Source organism: Rathayibacter sp. VKM Ac-2803, assembly GCF_009807175.1.
In the GTDB taxonomy this organism is placed as follows: domain Bacteria; phylum Actinomycetota; class Actinomycetes; order Actinomycetales; family Microbacteriaceae; genus Rathayibacter.
In genome coordinates this window covers 673,278-690,117 of sequence record NZ_WUCD01000001.1, presented here as the reverse complement: position 1 = coordinate 690,117, position 16,840 = coordinate 673,278, and the positions used below count along the sequence as shown (strand labels likewise).

Below are 16,840 nucleotides of genomic sequence, written 5' to 3'. Positions count from 1 at the left end.
CCTCGGGGGTGCTGCGGCGGCCTCCGTCGTGCTCAGTAGGCGAGCAGGTTGTCCTTGAAGTGCTCTCCGTCGTAGGAGCTGCGGATCAGCCCGCGACGACGCAGCTCCGGGGCGAGGCCGGAGGCGATCTCATCGATGTAGCGACGCGTGTGCGTGAGGCCGGTCTCGGCACGGATGAGGAAGCCGTCGCCTCCGACCTCGTCCACGATCTCCTCCATCCGATCCGCCACCTGGGCGATCGTCCCGACCATCTGCGGCCCGAGCTGGGCGCGCTCGGGCAGCGCCTCCCGGAGGGTCTTCCCCTCGTTGCGCTTCATGAAGTCCTCGAGGATCGACTGGTGGCCGTTCGTCGTGAGGTCCTGCGGCATCGGGGCGTCCAGGTCGAACTGGAAGAAGTCGATCTCGGTGACCGCGGAGATCATCGCGAGCGTCTGCTCCACCTGGAGGGGATCACCCATGCCGTAGGTCCGCTCCCACACCATCCGCGCCTCGGCCTCGGTCTCGCCCAGCACCGGAGCCGCGTGGAAGAGGACCTTGACGTCGTCGGGGTTGCGGCCGGCCCGTTCCGCCCGCTCCCGGACGTCGGCTCGATAGGCCTTCATCTTGGCGACGTTCGGGTTGCTGGCGACGATCACGTTCGCGTTCCGGGCCGCGAAGTCCCGGCCCTTCGGCGATCCGCCCGCCTGGCACAGCACCGGTCGGCCCTGCGGTCCCGCCGGCATGTTGAGGGGTCCGCGCGAGGAGTGGTACCTGCCCTCGTAGTGGATCGGGTGCACCTTGGTATGGTCCGCGTAGAAGCCGGTCGTGCGGTCCTGGACGATCGCGCCCGGTTCCCAGGAGTCCCAGAGCTTCGTCACGATCTCGACGAACTCCTCGGCGCGGTCGTAGCGCTCGTCGTGAGGCGGCAGCGTCGCCATGCCGTAGTTCTGCGCCGCGATGTCCTCGGAGGAGGTGACGATGTTCCAGCCGACGCGACCGCCGGTCAGATGGTCCATCGTGGCCATCACCCGGGCGAGGATGAACGGCGAGTAGAACGACGTCGACCCCGTCGCGACGAAGCCGATGTGCTTCGTCGCGCGCGCCAGCACCGGGAGCAGCGGGAACGGATCGAGCTTGGGCGAGTGCAGGCTGTGCTTGAGGTCCATCAGTGCCGAGCCGCCACCCGCCTCCGAGACCATGGTCGAGTCCTCGAACATCATGAAGTCGAAGCCGGCGCGCTCGAGCTGCTTCGCCATCGAGACGTAGTACTCGCCGGACATCCACTCGGTGCCGGTGTCGCCGCCCCAGTCGGAGCGCCACGCGGGGGCGGTGAACGAGGTGAACCACGCGAGGTGGAACGGTGCGGTCATCAGGCGACCCTCTCTTCGGTCTGCTGTGCCCCGGTCGGCAGGGCTCCGGTCCGGTCGATGCGCGGGTCGGCCGCGCGGGGGTCGATGCTGTCCAGGCCGAAGTGGCTCAGGATGGTCGATCCCTCGTAGGCGGTGCGGAAGAGTCCGCGCTCCTGCAGGATCGGGACGACGGAGTCGACGAAGTCGTCGATGGTCCGGGGCAGGATCGGAGCGACGAGCGAGTAGCCGTCGCAGGCACCCGCGCGGAACCAGGTCTCCATCGTGTCCGCGACCTGCACCGCGGTGCCGGTCGCGACGAACTGCATGTTGGCGAGACCCCCGACGTACGAGCGGTAGGCGACCTCCGCGATCGTCAGGCCCTCCTCCCGGGCCATCCGCGTGAACAGGCTCGCCTGGCTGATGCTCGCGGTCCTGACCGTCGGCAGCAGGTCGAACGGCAGGGGGCCGTCGGGGTCGTAGACCGTGAGATCGTGCTCGAGCAGACCCGAGAGGTGGGCGATCACGTCGGCCCCCTCGGCGTGGTTGTCGTCGAGCGCCGTCTGCAGCGCCCGCGCCTCCGCCTCGGTCTCGCCGAGGAACGGTGCGATGCCGAGCAGCACCTTCACGCTGTCGGGGTCCCGACCGTAGGCGGCCGCGCGCCGTTTGATGTCGTCGTAGTACTCCTGGGCGCGCTCGAGGGTCGAGCCGCCCGCGTAGATGGCGTCCGCCCATCGCGCAGCCAGGTCGCGCCCTTCCGAGGAGGAGCCGGCCTGGACGATCACGGGTCGGCCGGCCGGCGGCTGCGCGACGTCGAGCGCCGCGTCGACATCGAAGTGCTTGCCGTGGTGCCGGATCCGCTCGGCGGCCAGCTCCGGAGTCGCCGCCGCCGCCCAGAGCTTCGTCACGACCTCGATGAACTCGTTCGACCGCTCGTAGCGCTCGTCGTGCGGCAGCTGCGCGGCGCGGCCGAAGTTGCGCGCGGTCGCGTCACCGGAGGAGGCGACGTAGTTGATCCCGAGGCGCCCGCCCATGATCGACGCGGTGGACGCGGCTCGCCGGGCGACGTCGAAGGGCTCGTTGTAGCTCGTCGAGAGCGTCGCGATGATCGCGATGCTGGACGTGCAGGCGGCGAGCGCCGAGGCGAGCTCGAGCGGGTCCAGGCGGGTGCTCGTCGAGCTCGATCGACCCCAGTTGTGCACCGGGGTGTCGGCGATGAACGCCTGATCGAACAGACCGCGCTCGGCCGCCTGCACCGTGTGCACGTAGGCGGCGGTGTTCGGGATCCCCGTGAGGTCGCTCTCGGGATGGCGCCAGGCTCCGGAGTGCCTCCCGTACTCGCTCAGATTCACGCTGAGATGCATCGTCTTCCTCACGCCGCTCGCCCTCCGTAGCTCATCCGATCGGTGATCCCCAGTGCGTCGGCGAGCGTCGGCCCGCCGTCGCGCGCGGCTCCCAGCCGCTGGGCCAGGCTCGCGATCCCGCCGGCCGCCGACAGCGGCCCGCTCAGGCAGACCCCATCGACGCCGAGCTCGTCGACGAGCACACCGATGGATCCGGCGGGGCCGACGGTGAGCCCGTCCCCCCCTGCGCTCGCCGCGATCGCGAGCAGGGCCAGCGGGACACCGCGCGTCGCGGCGACGAGGCGCTCCGCCTCCGATCGGTCGCGGGCGACCACGATCCCGACGTCGAGCACCGGGGCGAGGCGGGCTGCCTCGTCCTCGCTCCCGATGCTGCCGAACAGCACCGGACGGCGCGCGGGCGAGGGCGGCACGTCGAGCGGGCCGGCGACGCGGAACGACGTGGAGCGGTAGTCGATCGGGTGGATCCGCGCGTCGTCCTTGAAGTCGCCGGTGACGGCGTCCGGCCACTGGGAGCCGTCCTCCCAGCTGTCCCAGAGCTCGAGGGCGATCTCTGCGTACTCGGTGGCTCGGTGCAGCTCGTCGGCGGGGCCGATCCTCGAGCGCCAGTCGTAGGCCGACGCTTCGGCGGGGCCGGTCACCGTCCTCAGCAGCCAGCCGGAGCGGCCCTGCGCCAGGTGGTCGAGCGTCGCCAGCCGTCGCGCGGCGTGGTACGGGAATCCGTAGAGCGCGGAGTTCGCGGCGATGATCCCGATCGTCGAGGTCGTCATCGCGAGATGAGCGGCGAGGGTCGTCGACTCGAACGGCGCGACGCCTCCGGAGCCGGCCGCGTCGAGGACCGCGACAGCGGCGACGCCGGCGCGCTCCAGGGCCGCGGCGGCTTCGACCGTCTCGGCCAGTGCGGTTCCGGGGTCGAGGGTGGTGCCGGGGTCGAGCGAGAGCAGGGCGGTGACGATCATGTCCGGTCCTTCCGGTCTGTCGGGCGCATCAGTAGGCCATGAGGTTGTCGCGGAAGGTGTCGAACTCGTACTGCTTCCGCGTGAGTCCGCGGCGCTGCAGCTCCGGGACCAGTCCGTCGCAGATCTCGAGCGAGTAGCGCCGCGAGAAGTAGCTGTTCGCGATCAGGAACCCGTCGCCGCCCACCTCCTGCATCACCTCGTCCATATAGCCGGCGACGCTGTCCGGAGTCCCGACGTAGCCGCGCGCCCCCGCGCTCAACGGGTTGCCCGTGATCACCTCGCGGAGGACCCGGCCCTCCCACTGGGCGACCATCGACTGGTGCCCGTTCGAGACCAGCGTCGAGGGAAGCGGCTCGTCGAGATCGAACTGCGCGAAGTCGATCCCCGACTGCCGCGACAGCGAGGCGAGCTGGTACTCGACCTCGTCCGCGTCGAGGACCGAGAGCCGCGTGTAGCGCTCCAGCGCCCGCTCCTCGGTCTCGTCGATGACGGGAGAGACCAGGAACATGAGCTTGGTGCGGTCGGGATCGCGCCCTGCGGCGAGGGCGCCCGCCCGCACGTCGTCGCGGTAGGCCTTCATCTTCTCCGGGGTGCCGGCCGAGACGATGATCGTCTCCGCCCACTCCGAGGCGAAGCGGCGGCCGCGTGCGGAGCCGCCCGCCTGGCAGATGACGGGCGAGCCCTGGGGCGATCGCGGCGAGGAGAGCGGGCCGCGCGAGCGGAAGTACTTCCCCTCGAAGTCCAGCGGGTGCACCTTCGACCCGTCGGCGAACACGCCGTTCTCGAGGTCGAGGACCAGCGCGTCCTCCTCCCAGCCCGCCCAGAGGCCGTGCGCCACCTGCATGAACTCGTCGGCCATGTCGTAGCGCTCGTCGTGGGGGTACTGCTTGTCGCGGCCGTAGTTCTGCGCGCCGCCGTCGTTCGACCCCGTCACCGCGTTCCAGCCGATGCGCCCGTCCGACACGTGGTCGAACGTGTTCATCATCCGCGCGAGCATGAAGGGGTGGTACTCGGTCGTCGAGCAGGTGACGACGATGCCGAGGTTCTCGGTCGCCTCGATGAGGAACGGAGCGAGGATCGACGGGTCGAGCTTCGGGGTGTCCACCGAGTGCCGCAGGTAGGCGTCGTGGGAGCCCTGGTAGGTGTACGGCACGTTCGAGGAGTCCTCGATCATGAAGTAGTCGAACCCGGCCCGCTCCATCGCCCGCGCGTGGTCGACCGCGAAGTCGGGCCGCGCGAAGCGGGAGACCGCCGAGCCGGCCCAGGCGTGCTTCCACGCCTTCGGCCCGAATCCCTTCGAGTAGAACCAGCCGAGGTGGAACGGGGAGGCCGTCATGCGGTGCTGCTTTCTCTGCGGGGGAGGGAGGAGGAGTCCGGCCGGCGCATCAGAACGCCATCAGGTTCTCGCGGAGCGTGCTGTGCTCGTAGGCCGTTCGGGTGAGTCCGCGCTTCTGCAGCTCGGGCACGAGGCCGTCGCAGATCTCGGTGACGTACCGGCGCGAGAAGTAGCTCTCGTTCAGCAGGAAGCCGTCGCCGCCGACCTCCTGCATCAGCTCGTCCATCTCGGCCGCAACGTCCTTCGCGGTGCCAGAGAGGGGAACGCACTCGAGACTCCGCTGGTAGCGCAGGACGTCGCGGAGGACCTTGCCCTCCATCGCCGCGGCGCTCGACTGGTGGCCGTTGGAGATCAGGCGCGGGAGCGGCTCGTCGAGATCGAACTGCGCGAAGTCGATCCCCGTCCCGCGCGAGAGCGAGGCGAGACCGAACTCGACCTCGCGCTCCGCGAAGTCGTACCGCGCCTGCCGCCGTTCGAGGGCCGCCTCCGTCGTCTCGTCGATGAGGGGCGAGATCAGGAACAGGACCTTGATCGAGTCGGGATCCCGGCCGGCGAGCGCCGCCTTCGCGCGCACGTCCTCGCGGTAGGCCTTCATCTGGTCGACACCTCGGGCGGCGCAGATGATCGTCTCCGCCCACTGCGCGGCGAACGTGCGCCCGCGGCCCGAGCCTCCCGCCTGGCAGATGACCGGTGAGCCCTGCGGGGAGCGAGGGGAGGAGAGCGGTCCGCGCGAGCGGAAGTACGTCCCCTCGTGATGGATCGGGTGCACCTTCGACCCGTCGGCGAAGACTCCGTTCTCGAGATCGAGCACCAGCGCGTCCTCGTCCCACGAGCGCCAGAGCCCGTGGGCGACGGTGAGGAACTCGTCCGCCATGTCGTAGCGCTCGTCGTGCGGGTACTGCTTCTCGCGCCCGTAGTTCTGCGCCCCGCCGTCGTTGGATCCGGTGACGACGTTCCAGCCGATCCGGCCCTCCGACACGTGATCCAGGGCATTCATCTTCCGCGCCAGCATGAACGGGTGGTACTCGGTCGTCGAGCAGGTCACCACGACCCCGAGGTTGCTCGTGGCGGCCGTGATGAAGGGCGCCAGCACGATCGGATCGAGCTTGGGAGTGTCGACCGAGTGACGCAGATAAGCGTCGTGCGAGCCCTGGTACGTGTACGGGACGTTCGAGGAGTCCTCGAGCATCAGGTAGTCGAAGCCGGCGCGCTCCATCGCGCGAGCCAGGTCGACGGCGTTGTCCGGCTTCGTGAACCGCGCGACGGCGGAACCCGCCCAGTCGTGCTTCCAGGCTTTCGGGCCGAACCCTTTCGAATAGAACCAGCCGAGATGGAAGGGATCAGAAGACATGCACACCACCGGTGAAGTGAGGGATTCGGGACGATTCCGAACCTATCGACGGCGTATTTCGGCTTCGCCCTGCGGCGGTGACATCGTCATTACGCCGGAGGCGGCGCCCGGACCGCAGTCGATCGCGACGGGCTCGCACCGCTCTCCCGCGCGGGATCCAGCCCGGTCGGCGCCCCGCCGACAGCCCGGATCCGGGGCTGATCGCCGGTCGTGGACGGCGCGGCGGGCGCCCGGATGCGGGGGCGGAGGCGGCGGACAGCGCCGCGTCCCCCCGGCGAACGGGTGTCGGAGGCGGCCGGCACAGGACCGCGCCCTCAGTGGCGTAACAGCGATGTAATGCCGAGGCGCACGTGTGTGTAATGCGCGGAGAGGATCCTTGTCGCCCAAGGATCCCAGCGTCGCGAATCCCTTCGACTCGACCGCGCAGTCATTCGTCTGTAGATCACATGGACCACTCGGCTCATCACGGCGGCACTGTCCGAGATCACTCGGCGCAGAACGGTTCGGCACAGAACGGTTCGGCGCAGAACGACTCGGCGCAGAGCGATTCTGCGCAGAACGATTCGGCGCAGGGGAGCTCCGCGCAGAAGGACTCCGCGCAGCGGGAGTTCCGCCGGCTGGCGCGTGAACGCGCCTCCGAGCAGAAGGTCGTGCGGATGCGCTCGGTGCTGAGCGTGCACGGCGCCCTGCGCACCGGACTCCGGACGGGCACCATCGCGCCGTCCGACCGGCTCGAGGAGTCGGTGCTCGTGCGCAAGTACTCGGTCAGCCGGAACGCGGTGCGCGCTGCCCTCCGCCTCCTCGTCGACGAGGGCGTCGTCTCGCGAGCCCCGCGCGCCGGGACGGTCATCCTCTGCGGCCTTGCCGACGTCCGCATCGACAACGGGGTCGCCTGGGCGAGAGCAGAGGACGCCGACCACGAACTGGTGACGACCGAGAGCCGCTGGATCCCCTCCACGCCGATCACACGGACCATGCTCGACACCGACGACACTCAGGTGCACTGCACCGAGATGGTCGATCTTCTCGACGGCGAGCCGAGCCTCCTGTACGCCAGGTTCTGCCTCGCGGCGGGCGCCGGTCGCGCCTCGGTCTCGGGTGGTCGCGACGGCAGCTTCGAGGCCCTGTTCGCCGAGACCTACGGCAGCCGGATCGGCTCGATCGACTGCTGGGTCGAGGCGAAGGGCGCCGATGAGCGTGCGGCGGCACAGCTCGGGGTGGCTCCGGGCACGGCGCTGCTCGTGAAGTCCCGGCAGATCCGGGGAGAGGACGGCGTGCCGCGCGAGTACAGCGTGACCCACTACCTCGCCTCCCGGGTGGCACTGACGACGGTCCTCGACGGGGCGTCGACGCACGCGCCGACCGCCGTCCCACGGGTCCGCTTCGAGCACGGCGGGCCTGCGGTGTCGGCGTCCGTCGAGGAGCCGGGGGCGAGCGTGCACCGCCGCTCCGTTCTGGATGCGCACTCCGAGCTGCGCGCCGCCCTCCGCGGCAAGCTCTTCCGCGTCGACGAGCAGCTCGTCGAGGACGATCTCGCACGAGAGTTCGGCACGTCGCGCAACACCATGCGCACCGCGCTCGCGCAGCTCGTCGACGAGGGCCTCATCCGCCGCGACCGCCGACACGGCACGGTGGTCACGACGCCCATCGCCGAGCTGACCATCGACAACGCGATGGGATGGTACCCGGAGGACGCCGGACGCCACCGCACCGAGAGCCTCTTCGCCGTGACGATCCCGACTCCGCCGACCGTCGGGGAACGACTGGGCACGGGCAGTCCCACCGTGTCGGTCGATCACTTCCTCTCGCACCGCGATGGACGGCCCTTCGTCATCTACATCCGCTACTCCGAGCCGGCCGAGCACCCTCGCCCGCTCACGGATCCGACCCGGATGGACTTCGACGATCTCTTCCGCCACAGCTACGGGGTATCGCTCGACCGCATCGAGACGAGCGTCCACGCCGTCCGCGCCGGTGAACGCGCCGCCGGACTGCTCGGTGTGGCACCGGGGACGCTCCTCCTCCTCAAGGAGCGCCTGCTCGTGGGCGAGGACGGCCGCGCTCGCGAGTTCAGCCACAGCTACTACGTCGCCGCCGGCGTCGTGCTCTCGACGCGGCGGTCGGCGAGTCCGGAGGCGCGCGCGATCCGAGCGGCCGCCTGAGCCGGTCGCGCAGGCCCGCTCAGCTCCGAGGGGCGGGGTCCGGCGCGAACGACTCCGCAACGGCGAGCAGCTGCTCGACGCTGGGGTAGGCCCAGCGGAGATAGGCCGCCGGGATGCGGCTCCGCTCGGCGACGAGCTCGTGGGTCACCTCGGCCGGGTCGACCTCGACGACTGTTCTGGCGATCGCCGCGAGCCGGTGCGCCTCCCGATCCCGACGGATCTGCTCGAGATCCGCGGTCCGCTTGGGGCCGGGGCGGACGGCGGCGCGTCGACGCGATGACTCCGCCGCCTGCTCGCGCGCCCAGGTCCGGGTCGCCGCGATGTCCCGCCCGAGCTGCTGGACGAGCGCCTCGGTGTCCCGGTAGCGGCGTTGCGGCCGGAGCTTGGCGCACAGCTCGACCGTGATCTCGTGGCCGTAGAACGAGCCGGAGAAGTCGAGGAGGTGCGCCTCGAGCAGCCGCTGCCCGTCGCGCCCGTAGAAGCTCGTGCGGCGCCCGACCGAGACCGCGGCGGTGTGCACGGAGTCCTCGGCGCTGTCGCGGACGATGCCCGCGTAGACGCCGTCGGCCAGACCGCAGTCGGCGAGCGGGATGTTCGCGGTCGGGAAGCCGAGGAGGCGGCCGCGGCGATCGCCGGGGACGACCACCCCGGTCACGGTGAACAGGGCGTCGGAGGCGTCGAGACGAGTGGTGACGGTCATGGCGGCGATCCTCTCGGGTACACCCGTCGATCGGGCGCCCTCCCAGTAGAGCGCGCCCCCGTTACACCCCGATGACCCGGCCCTTTCGATCGCATTGCGCCGGTTCCCTCCCCTGCGGCGCGTGATCGTGACGGTCATCAAGGCGTCCGTGATGGGGTCGAGCGCTGACCACGGTCAGGCCGTGGGGCGTCTTCTCCCACTTGTGCGGGCTGAAGACGATCTGCCAGGCCGCACGCCAGGCCGAGATCGAGTGCAGCACCCAGTAGACGGGGTTCAGCACCGCGAAGGCCGCGACCCGCCAGTTGTAGCGCTTCCACGCCGCGATCCCCGACACCACGATCATCAGAGCGTTCGAGAACAGCATGTTCGTCGTGCCCGCGACGATCAGCCACTCCGGAATGTCGAGCCCCAGGAACTGCACGCCGATGCAGCACCTGTTTCAATCTTTACCACGCTTTATCCGATCTGGATAAAGCACCCTAACTCCAGTAAAGTCCGACACGTGGACGCCATCGACAACCCCTACACGCCGAACGCAGGTGCGCGGCCAGAGATCCTCATCGGCCGTGACGAGCAGACGGAGGCGTTCCGAACGCTGCTCGGTCGACTCCGCCGCGGGCGGACGGAGCAGTCGATGATCATGACCGGGCTGCGGGGAGTCGGAAAGACCGTCCTGCTGAACAGCTTCCGCTCCATCGCACTCGAAGAACACTGGGAGGTCATCGAGTTCGAGGCGGTCAAGCACGGCGAGGGTCGCTTCCGCCACACCATCGCGTCCCAGCTCAAGGCCGCGTTGCTCCGCCTGTCACCGCGTGCGAAGTGGACCGCAGCAGGACGACGAGCCGCCGAGGTGCTCAGCTCGTTCGCTGTCTCCGTCAACTCCGAGGGAACCTGGTCACTCGGCTGGGATGTCCCCGCCGCAGAGGGCCTTGCCGATCACGGCGATCTGGGCATGGACCTCGCGGATGTCCTGGTGGCGGTCGGAGAAGCAGCCGCCGAGCAGGGCGAGGGCATCGTCCTGCTCATCGACGAGGTCCAGTTCCTCGATTCGACGCAGCTCGAGGCGCTCATCCAGGCGATCCACAAGACCGTTCAGCGGAGCCTCCCGGTCACGTTCGTCGGCGCGGGTCTCCCTCAGATCGCAGAACTCGTCGGAGACGCGAAGTCGTACGCCGAGCGGCTCTTCAAGTTCCCCCGTATCGACTCGCTCGACGACGAGGATGCCAGAGCCGCCCTCACCGAGCCGGCCGCCACGGAGGGCGCGGTGTACGCGGATGACGCCGTCGACCTCGCCGTCGAGATCACGCGCGGCTACCCGTACTTCATCCAGGAGCTCGGTTACCAGGTATGGACGATCGCGAAGAGCGGCCGGATCTGGAGAGAGGATGTCGAGTTGGCGAGGGACGCCTACGAGGCGAAGCTGGACAGCTCGTTCTTCCGCGTCCGCCTCGACCGCGCCACGCCCCTGCAGACCGCCTACATGCGGGCGATGGCTGAGCTGGGGCCGGCGCCGCAGAAAGCCGGCGATGTCGCCCTGCTGATGAGCCGGACCTCGACGCAACTCGGACCGACTCGCGCGGAACTCATCGAGATGGGCCTCCTCTACACCCCTGAGCACGGCTACGCGGCCTTCACTGTGCCCGACTTCGACCGCTTCATGAAGCGAGCCGTCCCCACGCTCGAGGTGCCCGCCGTCGGCGCGCGACGTCAGCGGCGCCCCTCCGTCTGAGCACGCCGCCTCGATCCATCCGTCGAAGACGGCCCGTTCGAGCACGAGAGCACGGTGCTTTCGTGACGGATCGATCCCACCGACAGGGTGACGAGGCGCCGCGCGAGAAGCCGCCCTACGCCGGCGCCCCGATCGTCGAGTCCTCGTAGTCCTCCGTCAGCCCGTGGGGCGTCTTCTCCCACTTGTGCGGGCTGAAGACGATCTGCCAGGCCGCACGCCAGGCCGAGATCGAGTGCAGCACCCAGTAGACGGGGTTCAGCACCGCGAAGGCCGCGACCCGCCAGTTGTAGCGCTTCCACGCCGCGATCCCCGACACCACGATCATCAGAGCGTTCGAGAACAGCATGTTCGTGGTGCCCGCGACGATCAGCCACTCCGGGATGTCGAGACCGAGGAACTGCACGCCGATGTAGGTGATGATCGTGAAGCCCAGCACCAGCGGGTACAGGAGGAACGCCACCGGCGTCCCCATGATCAGCGCGACCAGGCTCAGCGTGCCGAGGATCCCGTTGACGCGGAACCAGCGCACGGGGTGCCGCGTGTTCACGCCCGCGGTCATCATGTAGCCCTTGATCCAGCGGGTGCGCTGCTTGATCCACGCGGGGACCTCGGCGCACGCCTCCTCCCAGGTGTTCGAGTCGACGACGCCCACGCGGTAGCCGTGCGCGGCCACGCGGAGGCCGAGGTCGGCGTCCTCCGTGACGTTGTACGGGTCCCAGGCGCCGAGCTCGCGCAGCACGCGCGTCTCGAAGTGGTTGGAGGTGCCTCCGAGCGGGATCGGCAGGTGCGACTGGTCGAGGCCGGGCAGCATCGCGCCGAACCAGTGCGCGTACTCGACCGCGAACATCCGGGTCAGCACGTTGTAGTCGGCGTTGAAGTAGCTCAGCGCGCCCTGCAGGCACACCAGCTGCTTCTGCGACGGGTCCACGTGCCGGCGCTCGAACTCGTCCTCGCGGAACAGCCGCACGCACTTGCGCAGCTGGTCGGGGTCGGGCCGGTCCTCGGCGTCGTAGATCACGACGAACTCGCCGCGGGCGAAGCTGAGGCCGTAGTTGCACGCGCGCGGCTTGGTCTGCGGGCCGCCCGGCGGCACGATCACCATGCGCACGTACTCGGGCGGGTTCATCCGCCGCACCGCGCCGATCGTCTCGTCGTCGTCGGCCTCGAGCAGCACGAGCACCTCGAGCTTGGCCTTGGGGTAGTCGAGCGCGCCGAGGTTCACCAGCAGCTTGCTGATGATGTTGGCCTCCTTGTAGGCCGGGACGAGGATCGTGTAGATCGGCAGCTCGTCGTCGGTCATGCGCGGAGGCGACACCGCGAGACCGCGGCGGCCGCGCTCGAGCGCCACCTCCTCCTCCCATGCCGTGACCGAGCTCTTGTTGAGCGGCGCGCGGAGCCCTGCCAGGGCCTTGAAGGCGATGTTCATCAGGAACAGCAGATTCGCGGCGGCGAGCACGATCACGAAGGTGATGCTCGGCGCGAGCACGACCCCCACGATCACCACGGCGGCCAGCACGAGCGGGGTGACGACCTGCCAGCGCCGCAGCCCCGACTTGGCCGACTCGTCGCCGCTCTCGACGGCGAGCGCGTCGGCGGCACCGAACAGCAGCGCGGCGCGGCAGGCGTTCTCGACCGCCATGAAGATGTCCCAGTCGGTGGTCGTGCGCACCGTGATCCGGGAGACACCCATCAGCTCGCGCGCGCGCGCCAGCACCGTCTCGGTCGGCGGCACCGAGGTGGCGATCACGCCGGTGCCGTCCTCGAGCACCCGCCAGGGCACCCAGCCCTCGTCGACGAGGGTGATCGGGCCGATGCGCGCGAGGGTCTTCGCCTCCGGGGGCTCCTCGACCAGGTCGACCATCGGGGCGTCCCACTGCTCGGCGAGCGCCGCGTACATCTCGCGCCGGGTGACGGCTCCGTCGATGATGAGGTGCCGGCCGAGCAGGCCGCCCTCGCGGGCCTGGCGGCGCAGCGCCTCGTCGAGCTGCTCCCGGCTGATGAGCCCGCGGTCGAGGAGGATCTCGCCCACGCGTGCCGTCGTCGTCGCCATGCTCAGCCTCCGAGCCGCTCGTAGATCACGTAGATGCCCTGCGAGAACACGGGCCGGTAGCGGGTGTCGAACGAGGAGTCGCGCGTGATCGCGTCGTAGACGAGGTCGGCGACGCCGGTCTCGGAGAGCTCGGGGGCGTCGGCGGTGGTCACGAACACCCACTTCGCGTGCGTGTAGGGCGCGGCGAGGGCCTCGTCGAAGAGCTCGCCGGCCGAGCGGTTGTAGTACTCCGAGAGCGGGATGCCGATCTCGGGCAGCAGCGCGTTGCCGGCGGCGCTCTCGTCGATCAGGACTCCTCCGCCGTCGTAGTTCTCACCGAGGAAGCGCGCGGCGGCGGTCGCGCCCGACGCCTCCTTGAGTCCGACGTAGCCGCTCGCCTCGGCGATCACCGCGTTGCGGTCGAGGTCCTGCGCCCACCACGCGGTCTGCGCGCCGAGCAGCACGAGCACGAGACCCAGGGCACCGGCGCCCACCCGCGGGAGGCGCCGCAGCGCGTCGACGAGCACCGCCGCGAGCACCGCGAGGAACGGCAGCACCGACAGCGCGTAGCGGTTGTTCCACCAGTTCGTCGGCAGGGTCTGGTCGTTGTTCATGTGGGTCTGGCCGAGGTAGAGGCTGAGGAGCGAGAAGGCGTACGAGACGATCATCAGCCAGATCACGAGGGCGTCGTCCGAGATCCCGCGGCGCCAGGCGAGCACGAGCGCTCCGGCGATCCCGAGGGCGACCGTGACGAGCCCCGAGGTCTCGAGCACCGCCCAGTTGTACGACCACAGCGTCAGGCCGGCGTTGCCCTGGTAGGCCAGCAGCCCCGCGTCGGCGACCGCCTTCTGCAGGTTCGCGGCCGAGTACTGCCCGTTCATGAACTCGAGCGGATTGCTGTAGACCGCGAAGTTGTAGACCAGCCACCAGACGATCGAGACCAGCGGCAGCACCCCGAACGCGCTCGCCATCTTGATCGCGTACCGGAGCGACCTCTTGCGGCGCCACGCGACGATCAGCACCACGAGCGTGCCGCCGAACACGAGCACCCAGCCCTCGTAGCGCGAGAGCGTCGCGGCGGCGGCGGGCAGGCCGCAGAACACCATCATCTCGCCGGCCATCAGCGTGCGGCGGCTGGTCACCCAGTGCGAGAGCCCCGCGAAGCAGCCGACCATCGTGACGATGAGCACCGGCTCCGTCATCGCGGTGGAGAACGCGTAGAGCACCCCGGGGTTCGCGATCACCAGCAGCACGGCGGTGATGCGCCCCGCGCGGAGGTGACCTACGCGCGCCGAGATCCGGTAGACGCCGCAGGCGGTGCCGGCCAGGCAGATCATGCCGAGCAGGCCCGCCGCCCAGCCGGTGTGCCACAGCCAGAGCGACTGCACGAACGGGATGAGGATGAGGCTCGGGACGGGCAGCCAGACCGTGCCGAGCTGCGTGAATCCGGGCGCCTTCGAGTCGAAGATGCGCCGCGAGATCGCGAGGTGGCTCTGCGTGTCGGCGTAGGCGAGGTTGATGCCGGAGGAGGTGGTCACCAGGCACGCGGCGAAGCCCACCAGGAGCGACACCACCAGCACGACGACCGTGCCGGGCACCTGCCGGCCGGTGACAGGCTGCCCGAGCCGGTCCCAGGCGCGCAGCCACCACCGGCGGGCCGCGGGCGGCGCGACCGGAGTGGCGGCGATCGTGCTGGTCACGGCGTGCTCAGTCGGAGGAGGCGGGGCGCGCCGGCGGAGTAGCCGAGGGGTCGGCCGCGTGCTGGCCGTGCGGTGCGGAGTCCGGCTCCTGGGTGGCGCGCTCCTGCGCGTCGACGTAGGCCGCGACCCGGCGTGCCCGGCGACGGCGGGCGATCCAGCCGAGCAGGATGAGCAGCCCGATGACGACGACCGCGACGACGAACCAGATCGCGTACGACGAGTAGTCGTCCTTGACCTCGTCCTGCGGCGTGATCTCGTTGCTGTCGATCTGCACGGGCTCGGTCGCCACCGCGCCGGTCACGGCGAGGTTGCCCGAGAGCGAGGTCCAGCCCTCCTCGGCGGCGAACGCGCCGATCGAGGCCTGCAGGGCGGAGGAGGCGGTCGCGTCGCCGTCGGGGCTCCAGCCGCCGAGCAGCACGAGATCGCGGCCCTCGGTCGTGAAGGCCTCGAGGGCCGCGTAGGGCGCCTCGGTGCCGACTCCGTAGCTCAGGCTCGAGGAGTCGATCGCGGTGAACTCGGCCAGGCGCAGCGGGGTCCGCAGCGCCTCCGCCTCCTCGGCGCCGGCCGCGACGACGAGGCCCGAGCGGTCGGAGTCGACGAAGTCGTCGAGGCCGACGACCGAGACGGCGAGCGGGGTGGAGTCGACCCGCTGCAGGGCGGCCACGAGGTCGCCCGCGCTGCGGAGTGCGTCGGCGCCGGTCGCCGACTCGCCGAAGGCCACGGCGAGCTCGCCGCCGAAGGCCTGCGGGAAGCGGCCGAAGCCGGGCTCGGCCGACTCGCCGCGGACCCCGGTGACGGTGGAGGAGGCTCCGTCGACGAAGAACTCGATCGGCACGGAGTCGGCCGAGCCGATGCAGAGCCCGTCGCTGTCGCGGACCGCCGAGAGGCGCACCGACAGGCCGTTCGAGGATCCGAGCTGGCCGGTCGGGACCGACAGCTCCATGTCGACGGCGGTGTCGGCGCCGAGGACGCTCGAGCCGATCAGGAAGTCGTTCCAGTAGACGTTGGCCGTCGCCGTGATGCCCTCGGGGATCGCGGAGTGCGTGCCGACCAGCTCGAGGTCGACCGCGGAGACGGGGCCGCCGAACGCCGACTGCGTGATGGTCGTGTAGCTCGCCGCCGCTCCGGTGCTGCCCAGCGCGAGGCGGTCGGCGCCGAAGTCGGCAAGGGTGTGCTCGAGCGAGCTCGACGGCACGACCTTCTGCGCGAGGCCGGTCGTGCTGGCGCTCGAGGCGAGCCCGCGGTACTCGCTGCCGAGCGCGGCTCCGGCGGCGGCGAGGTCGCCCGAGGCGCCGGTGAGCGTCAGGACCGGCGTTCCGCCTTCGTCGCTGATCGACGTGACGACGTCGCCGTCCGCCGCTTCGAAGCGCACGATGCGGCCCTGAGCGGCGTCGAGATCGACGATCCCCTCGGTCGCGCCGTCCTCCGCCACGGTGATCGCGACACCGGAGGAGGGGTAGCGCGCGGCCAGGGAGGCGGCGGCCGACAGCCCCGCGGCGCGCAGGGAGTCGTCGGCGGCGTCGGGCACGACGATCGAGACGTCGGTGACCGAGTCGCCGAAGAAGTCGGCGACCGTGGTGGGCGCCGCGGCGACGCCGTCGCCGACGATCCCGACGTCGGAGACGGTGAGCGAGCGGCCCTGCACCTCGCAGAGAGCGCCGGCCGAGCCGGTCGCCCCGGTGAGCTGGAAGCCGATCGCGAGGACGCCGTCGACCGCGTCGCCCGGCTGGAGCGGGACGTCGAGCCGGGTCGCGGTCGCCGCGTCGATCGTCTGCACGGTGCGACCCGACACGATGACCGCGAGCGAGCCGCTCAGCGGCTCGAGCGCCTGGAGCGTGGCGAGCACGCGGGTGGGGGTGACGCCGTCGGCGACCGGGAGGGTCAGGTACTCGAGCCCGGCACCGGCGGTGACGGTGAGGGTCGAGGGGCTGGCGGCGGCCTGCACGACGGCTCCGGTCGCCGGGTCGACGAAGTCGGCCGCGGAGGCGCTCGACGCGGCGCCGAACACGAGGACGGCGCAGAGCGCGGGGGCGGCGACGGCCGCGAGAGCACGCCGGTGCAGGGAAGGAGAGGGCATGGAGCGACGATCCGATCGGCATACGGGAGAACGGGACGGCCGTCACTCGAGGATGGAGTCGAACGGTCGTGCCCGGGCCTCGGCGCGAGCCGTGGAATCGGCTCCGACGCC

Annotated in this window: 12 protein-coding genes; 2 read left to right on the top strand and 10 right to left on the bottom strand. The window is 70.5% G+C overall.

What is annotated here, in order from left to right:
• Nucleotides 1-32: 32 nt before the first annotated feature.
• The 5 genes from GRS96_RS03180 to GRS96_RS03160 are packed head-to-tail and all read right to left on the bottom strand — an operon-like array spanning nucleotide 33 to nucleotide 6,332.
• On the bottom strand, nucleotides 33-1,349 hold the full coding sequence (locus GRS96_RS03180) for an NtaA/DmoA family FMN-dependent monooxygenase (RefSeq protein ID WP_159855948.1): 1,317 nt from the start codon (nucleotides 1,347-1,349) through the stop codon (nucleotides 33-35).
• A complete protein-coding gene (locus GRS96_RS03175; protein WP_159855950.1) occupies nucleotides 1,349-2,689 on the bottom strand; it encodes an NtaA/DmoA family FMN-dependent monooxygenase in 1,341 nt (446 codons plus the stop codon). The genes GRS96_RS03180 and GRS96_RS03175 overlap by 1 nt, the downstream gene beginning before the upstream one ends.
• An 8-nt stretch (nucleotides 2,690-2,697) precedes the next feature.
• Nucleotides 2,698-3,645 carry an LLM class flavin-dependent oxidoreductase gene (locus GRS96_RS03170; protein ID WP_159987705.1) on the bottom strand — a complete coding sequence of 316 codons (948 nt, stop codon included), beginning with the start codon at nucleotides 3,643-3,645 and terminating at the stop codon, nucleotides 2,698-2,700.
• A 28-nt stretch (nucleotides 3,646-3,673) separates the two neighbouring features.
• On the bottom strand, nucleotides 3,674-4,981 hold the full coding sequence (locus tag GRS96_RS03165; protein WP_159987704.1) for an NtaA/DmoA family FMN-dependent monooxygenase: 1,308 nt from the start codon (nucleotides 4,979-4,981) through the stop codon (nucleotides 3,674-3,676).
• Between the two features lie 49 nt (nucleotides 4,982-5,030).
• On the bottom strand, nucleotides 5,031-6,332 hold the full coding sequence (locus GRS96_RS03160; RefSeq protein ID WP_159855956.1) for an NtaA/DmoA family FMN-dependent monooxygenase: 1,302 nt from the start codon (nucleotides 6,330-6,332) through the stop codon (nucleotides 5,031-5,033).
• A gap of 446 nt (nucleotides 6,333-6,778) precedes the next feature.
• Between GRS96_RS03160 and GRS96_RS03155 the strand changes: the two genes are divergently transcribed.
• The gene (locus tag GRS96_RS03155; RefSeq protein WP_159987703.1) at nucleotides 6,779-8,494 is read left to right on the top strand and encodes a GntR family transcriptional regulator; all 1,716 of its coding nucleotides are present in this window, start codon (nucleotides 6,779-6,781) and stop codon (nucleotides 8,492-8,494) included.
• A gap of 19 nt (nucleotides 8,495-8,513) precedes the next feature.
• Here GRS96_RS03155 and GRS96_RS03150 read toward each other — a convergent pair whose 3' ends face one another.
• Both GRS96_RS03150 and GRS96_RS03145 read right to left on the bottom strand, forming a co-directional pair.
• Complete coding sequence (locus GRS96_RS03150; RefSeq protein ID WP_159987702.1) at nucleotides 8,514-9,194, bottom strand: riboflavin kinase; 681 nt, start codon at nucleotides 9,192-9,194, stop codon at nucleotides 8,514-8,516.
• Nucleotides 9,195-9,255: 61 nt separating this feature from the next.
• Nucleotides 9,256-9,615 (bottom strand): hypothetical protein, encoded by a 360-nt coding sequence (locus GRS96_RS03145; protein WP_204162022.1) that lies wholly within the window; start codon nucleotides 9,613-9,615, stop codon nucleotides 9,256-9,258.
• Nucleotides 9,616-9,696: 81 nt separating this feature from the next.
• Here GRS96_RS03145 and GRS96_RS03140 point away from each other — a divergent pair, with 81 nt between their 5' ends.
• Nucleotides 9,697-10,923, top strand: a complete 1,227-nt coding sequence (locus GRS96_RS03140) for an ATP-binding protein (RefSeq protein ID WP_159855962.1) — start codon at nucleotides 9,697-9,699, stop codon at nucleotides 10,921-10,923.
• Between the two features lie 115 nt (nucleotides 10,924-11,038).
• Here GRS96_RS03140 and GRS96_RS03135 read toward each other — a convergent pair whose 3' ends face one another.
• The 3 genes from GRS96_RS03135 to GRS96_RS03125 are packed head-to-tail and all read right to left on the bottom strand — an operon-like array spanning nucleotide 11,039 to nucleotide 16,729.
• Nucleotides 11,039-12,973 (bottom strand): glycosyltransferase, encoded by a 1,935-nt coding sequence (locus tag GRS96_RS03135; protein ID WP_159855964.1) that lies wholly within the window; start codon nucleotides 12,971-12,973, stop codon nucleotides 11,039-11,041.
• Between the two features lie 2 nt (nucleotides 12,974-12,975).
• Nucleotides 12,976-14,652, bottom strand: coding sequence for an ArnT family glycosyltransferase (locus GRS96_RS03130; protein WP_159987701.1), 1,677 nt, complete (start codon nucleotides 14,650-14,652; stop codon nucleotides 12,976-12,978).
• A gap of 7 nt (nucleotides 14,653-14,659) precedes the next feature.
• On the bottom strand, nucleotides 14,660-16,729 hold the full coding sequence (locus GRS96_RS03125; RefSeq protein ID WP_159987700.1) for a hypothetical protein: 2,070 nt from the start codon (nucleotides 16,727-16,729) through the stop codon (nucleotides 14,660-14,662).
• Between the last annotated feature and the right edge of the window lie 111 nt (nucleotides 16,730-16,840).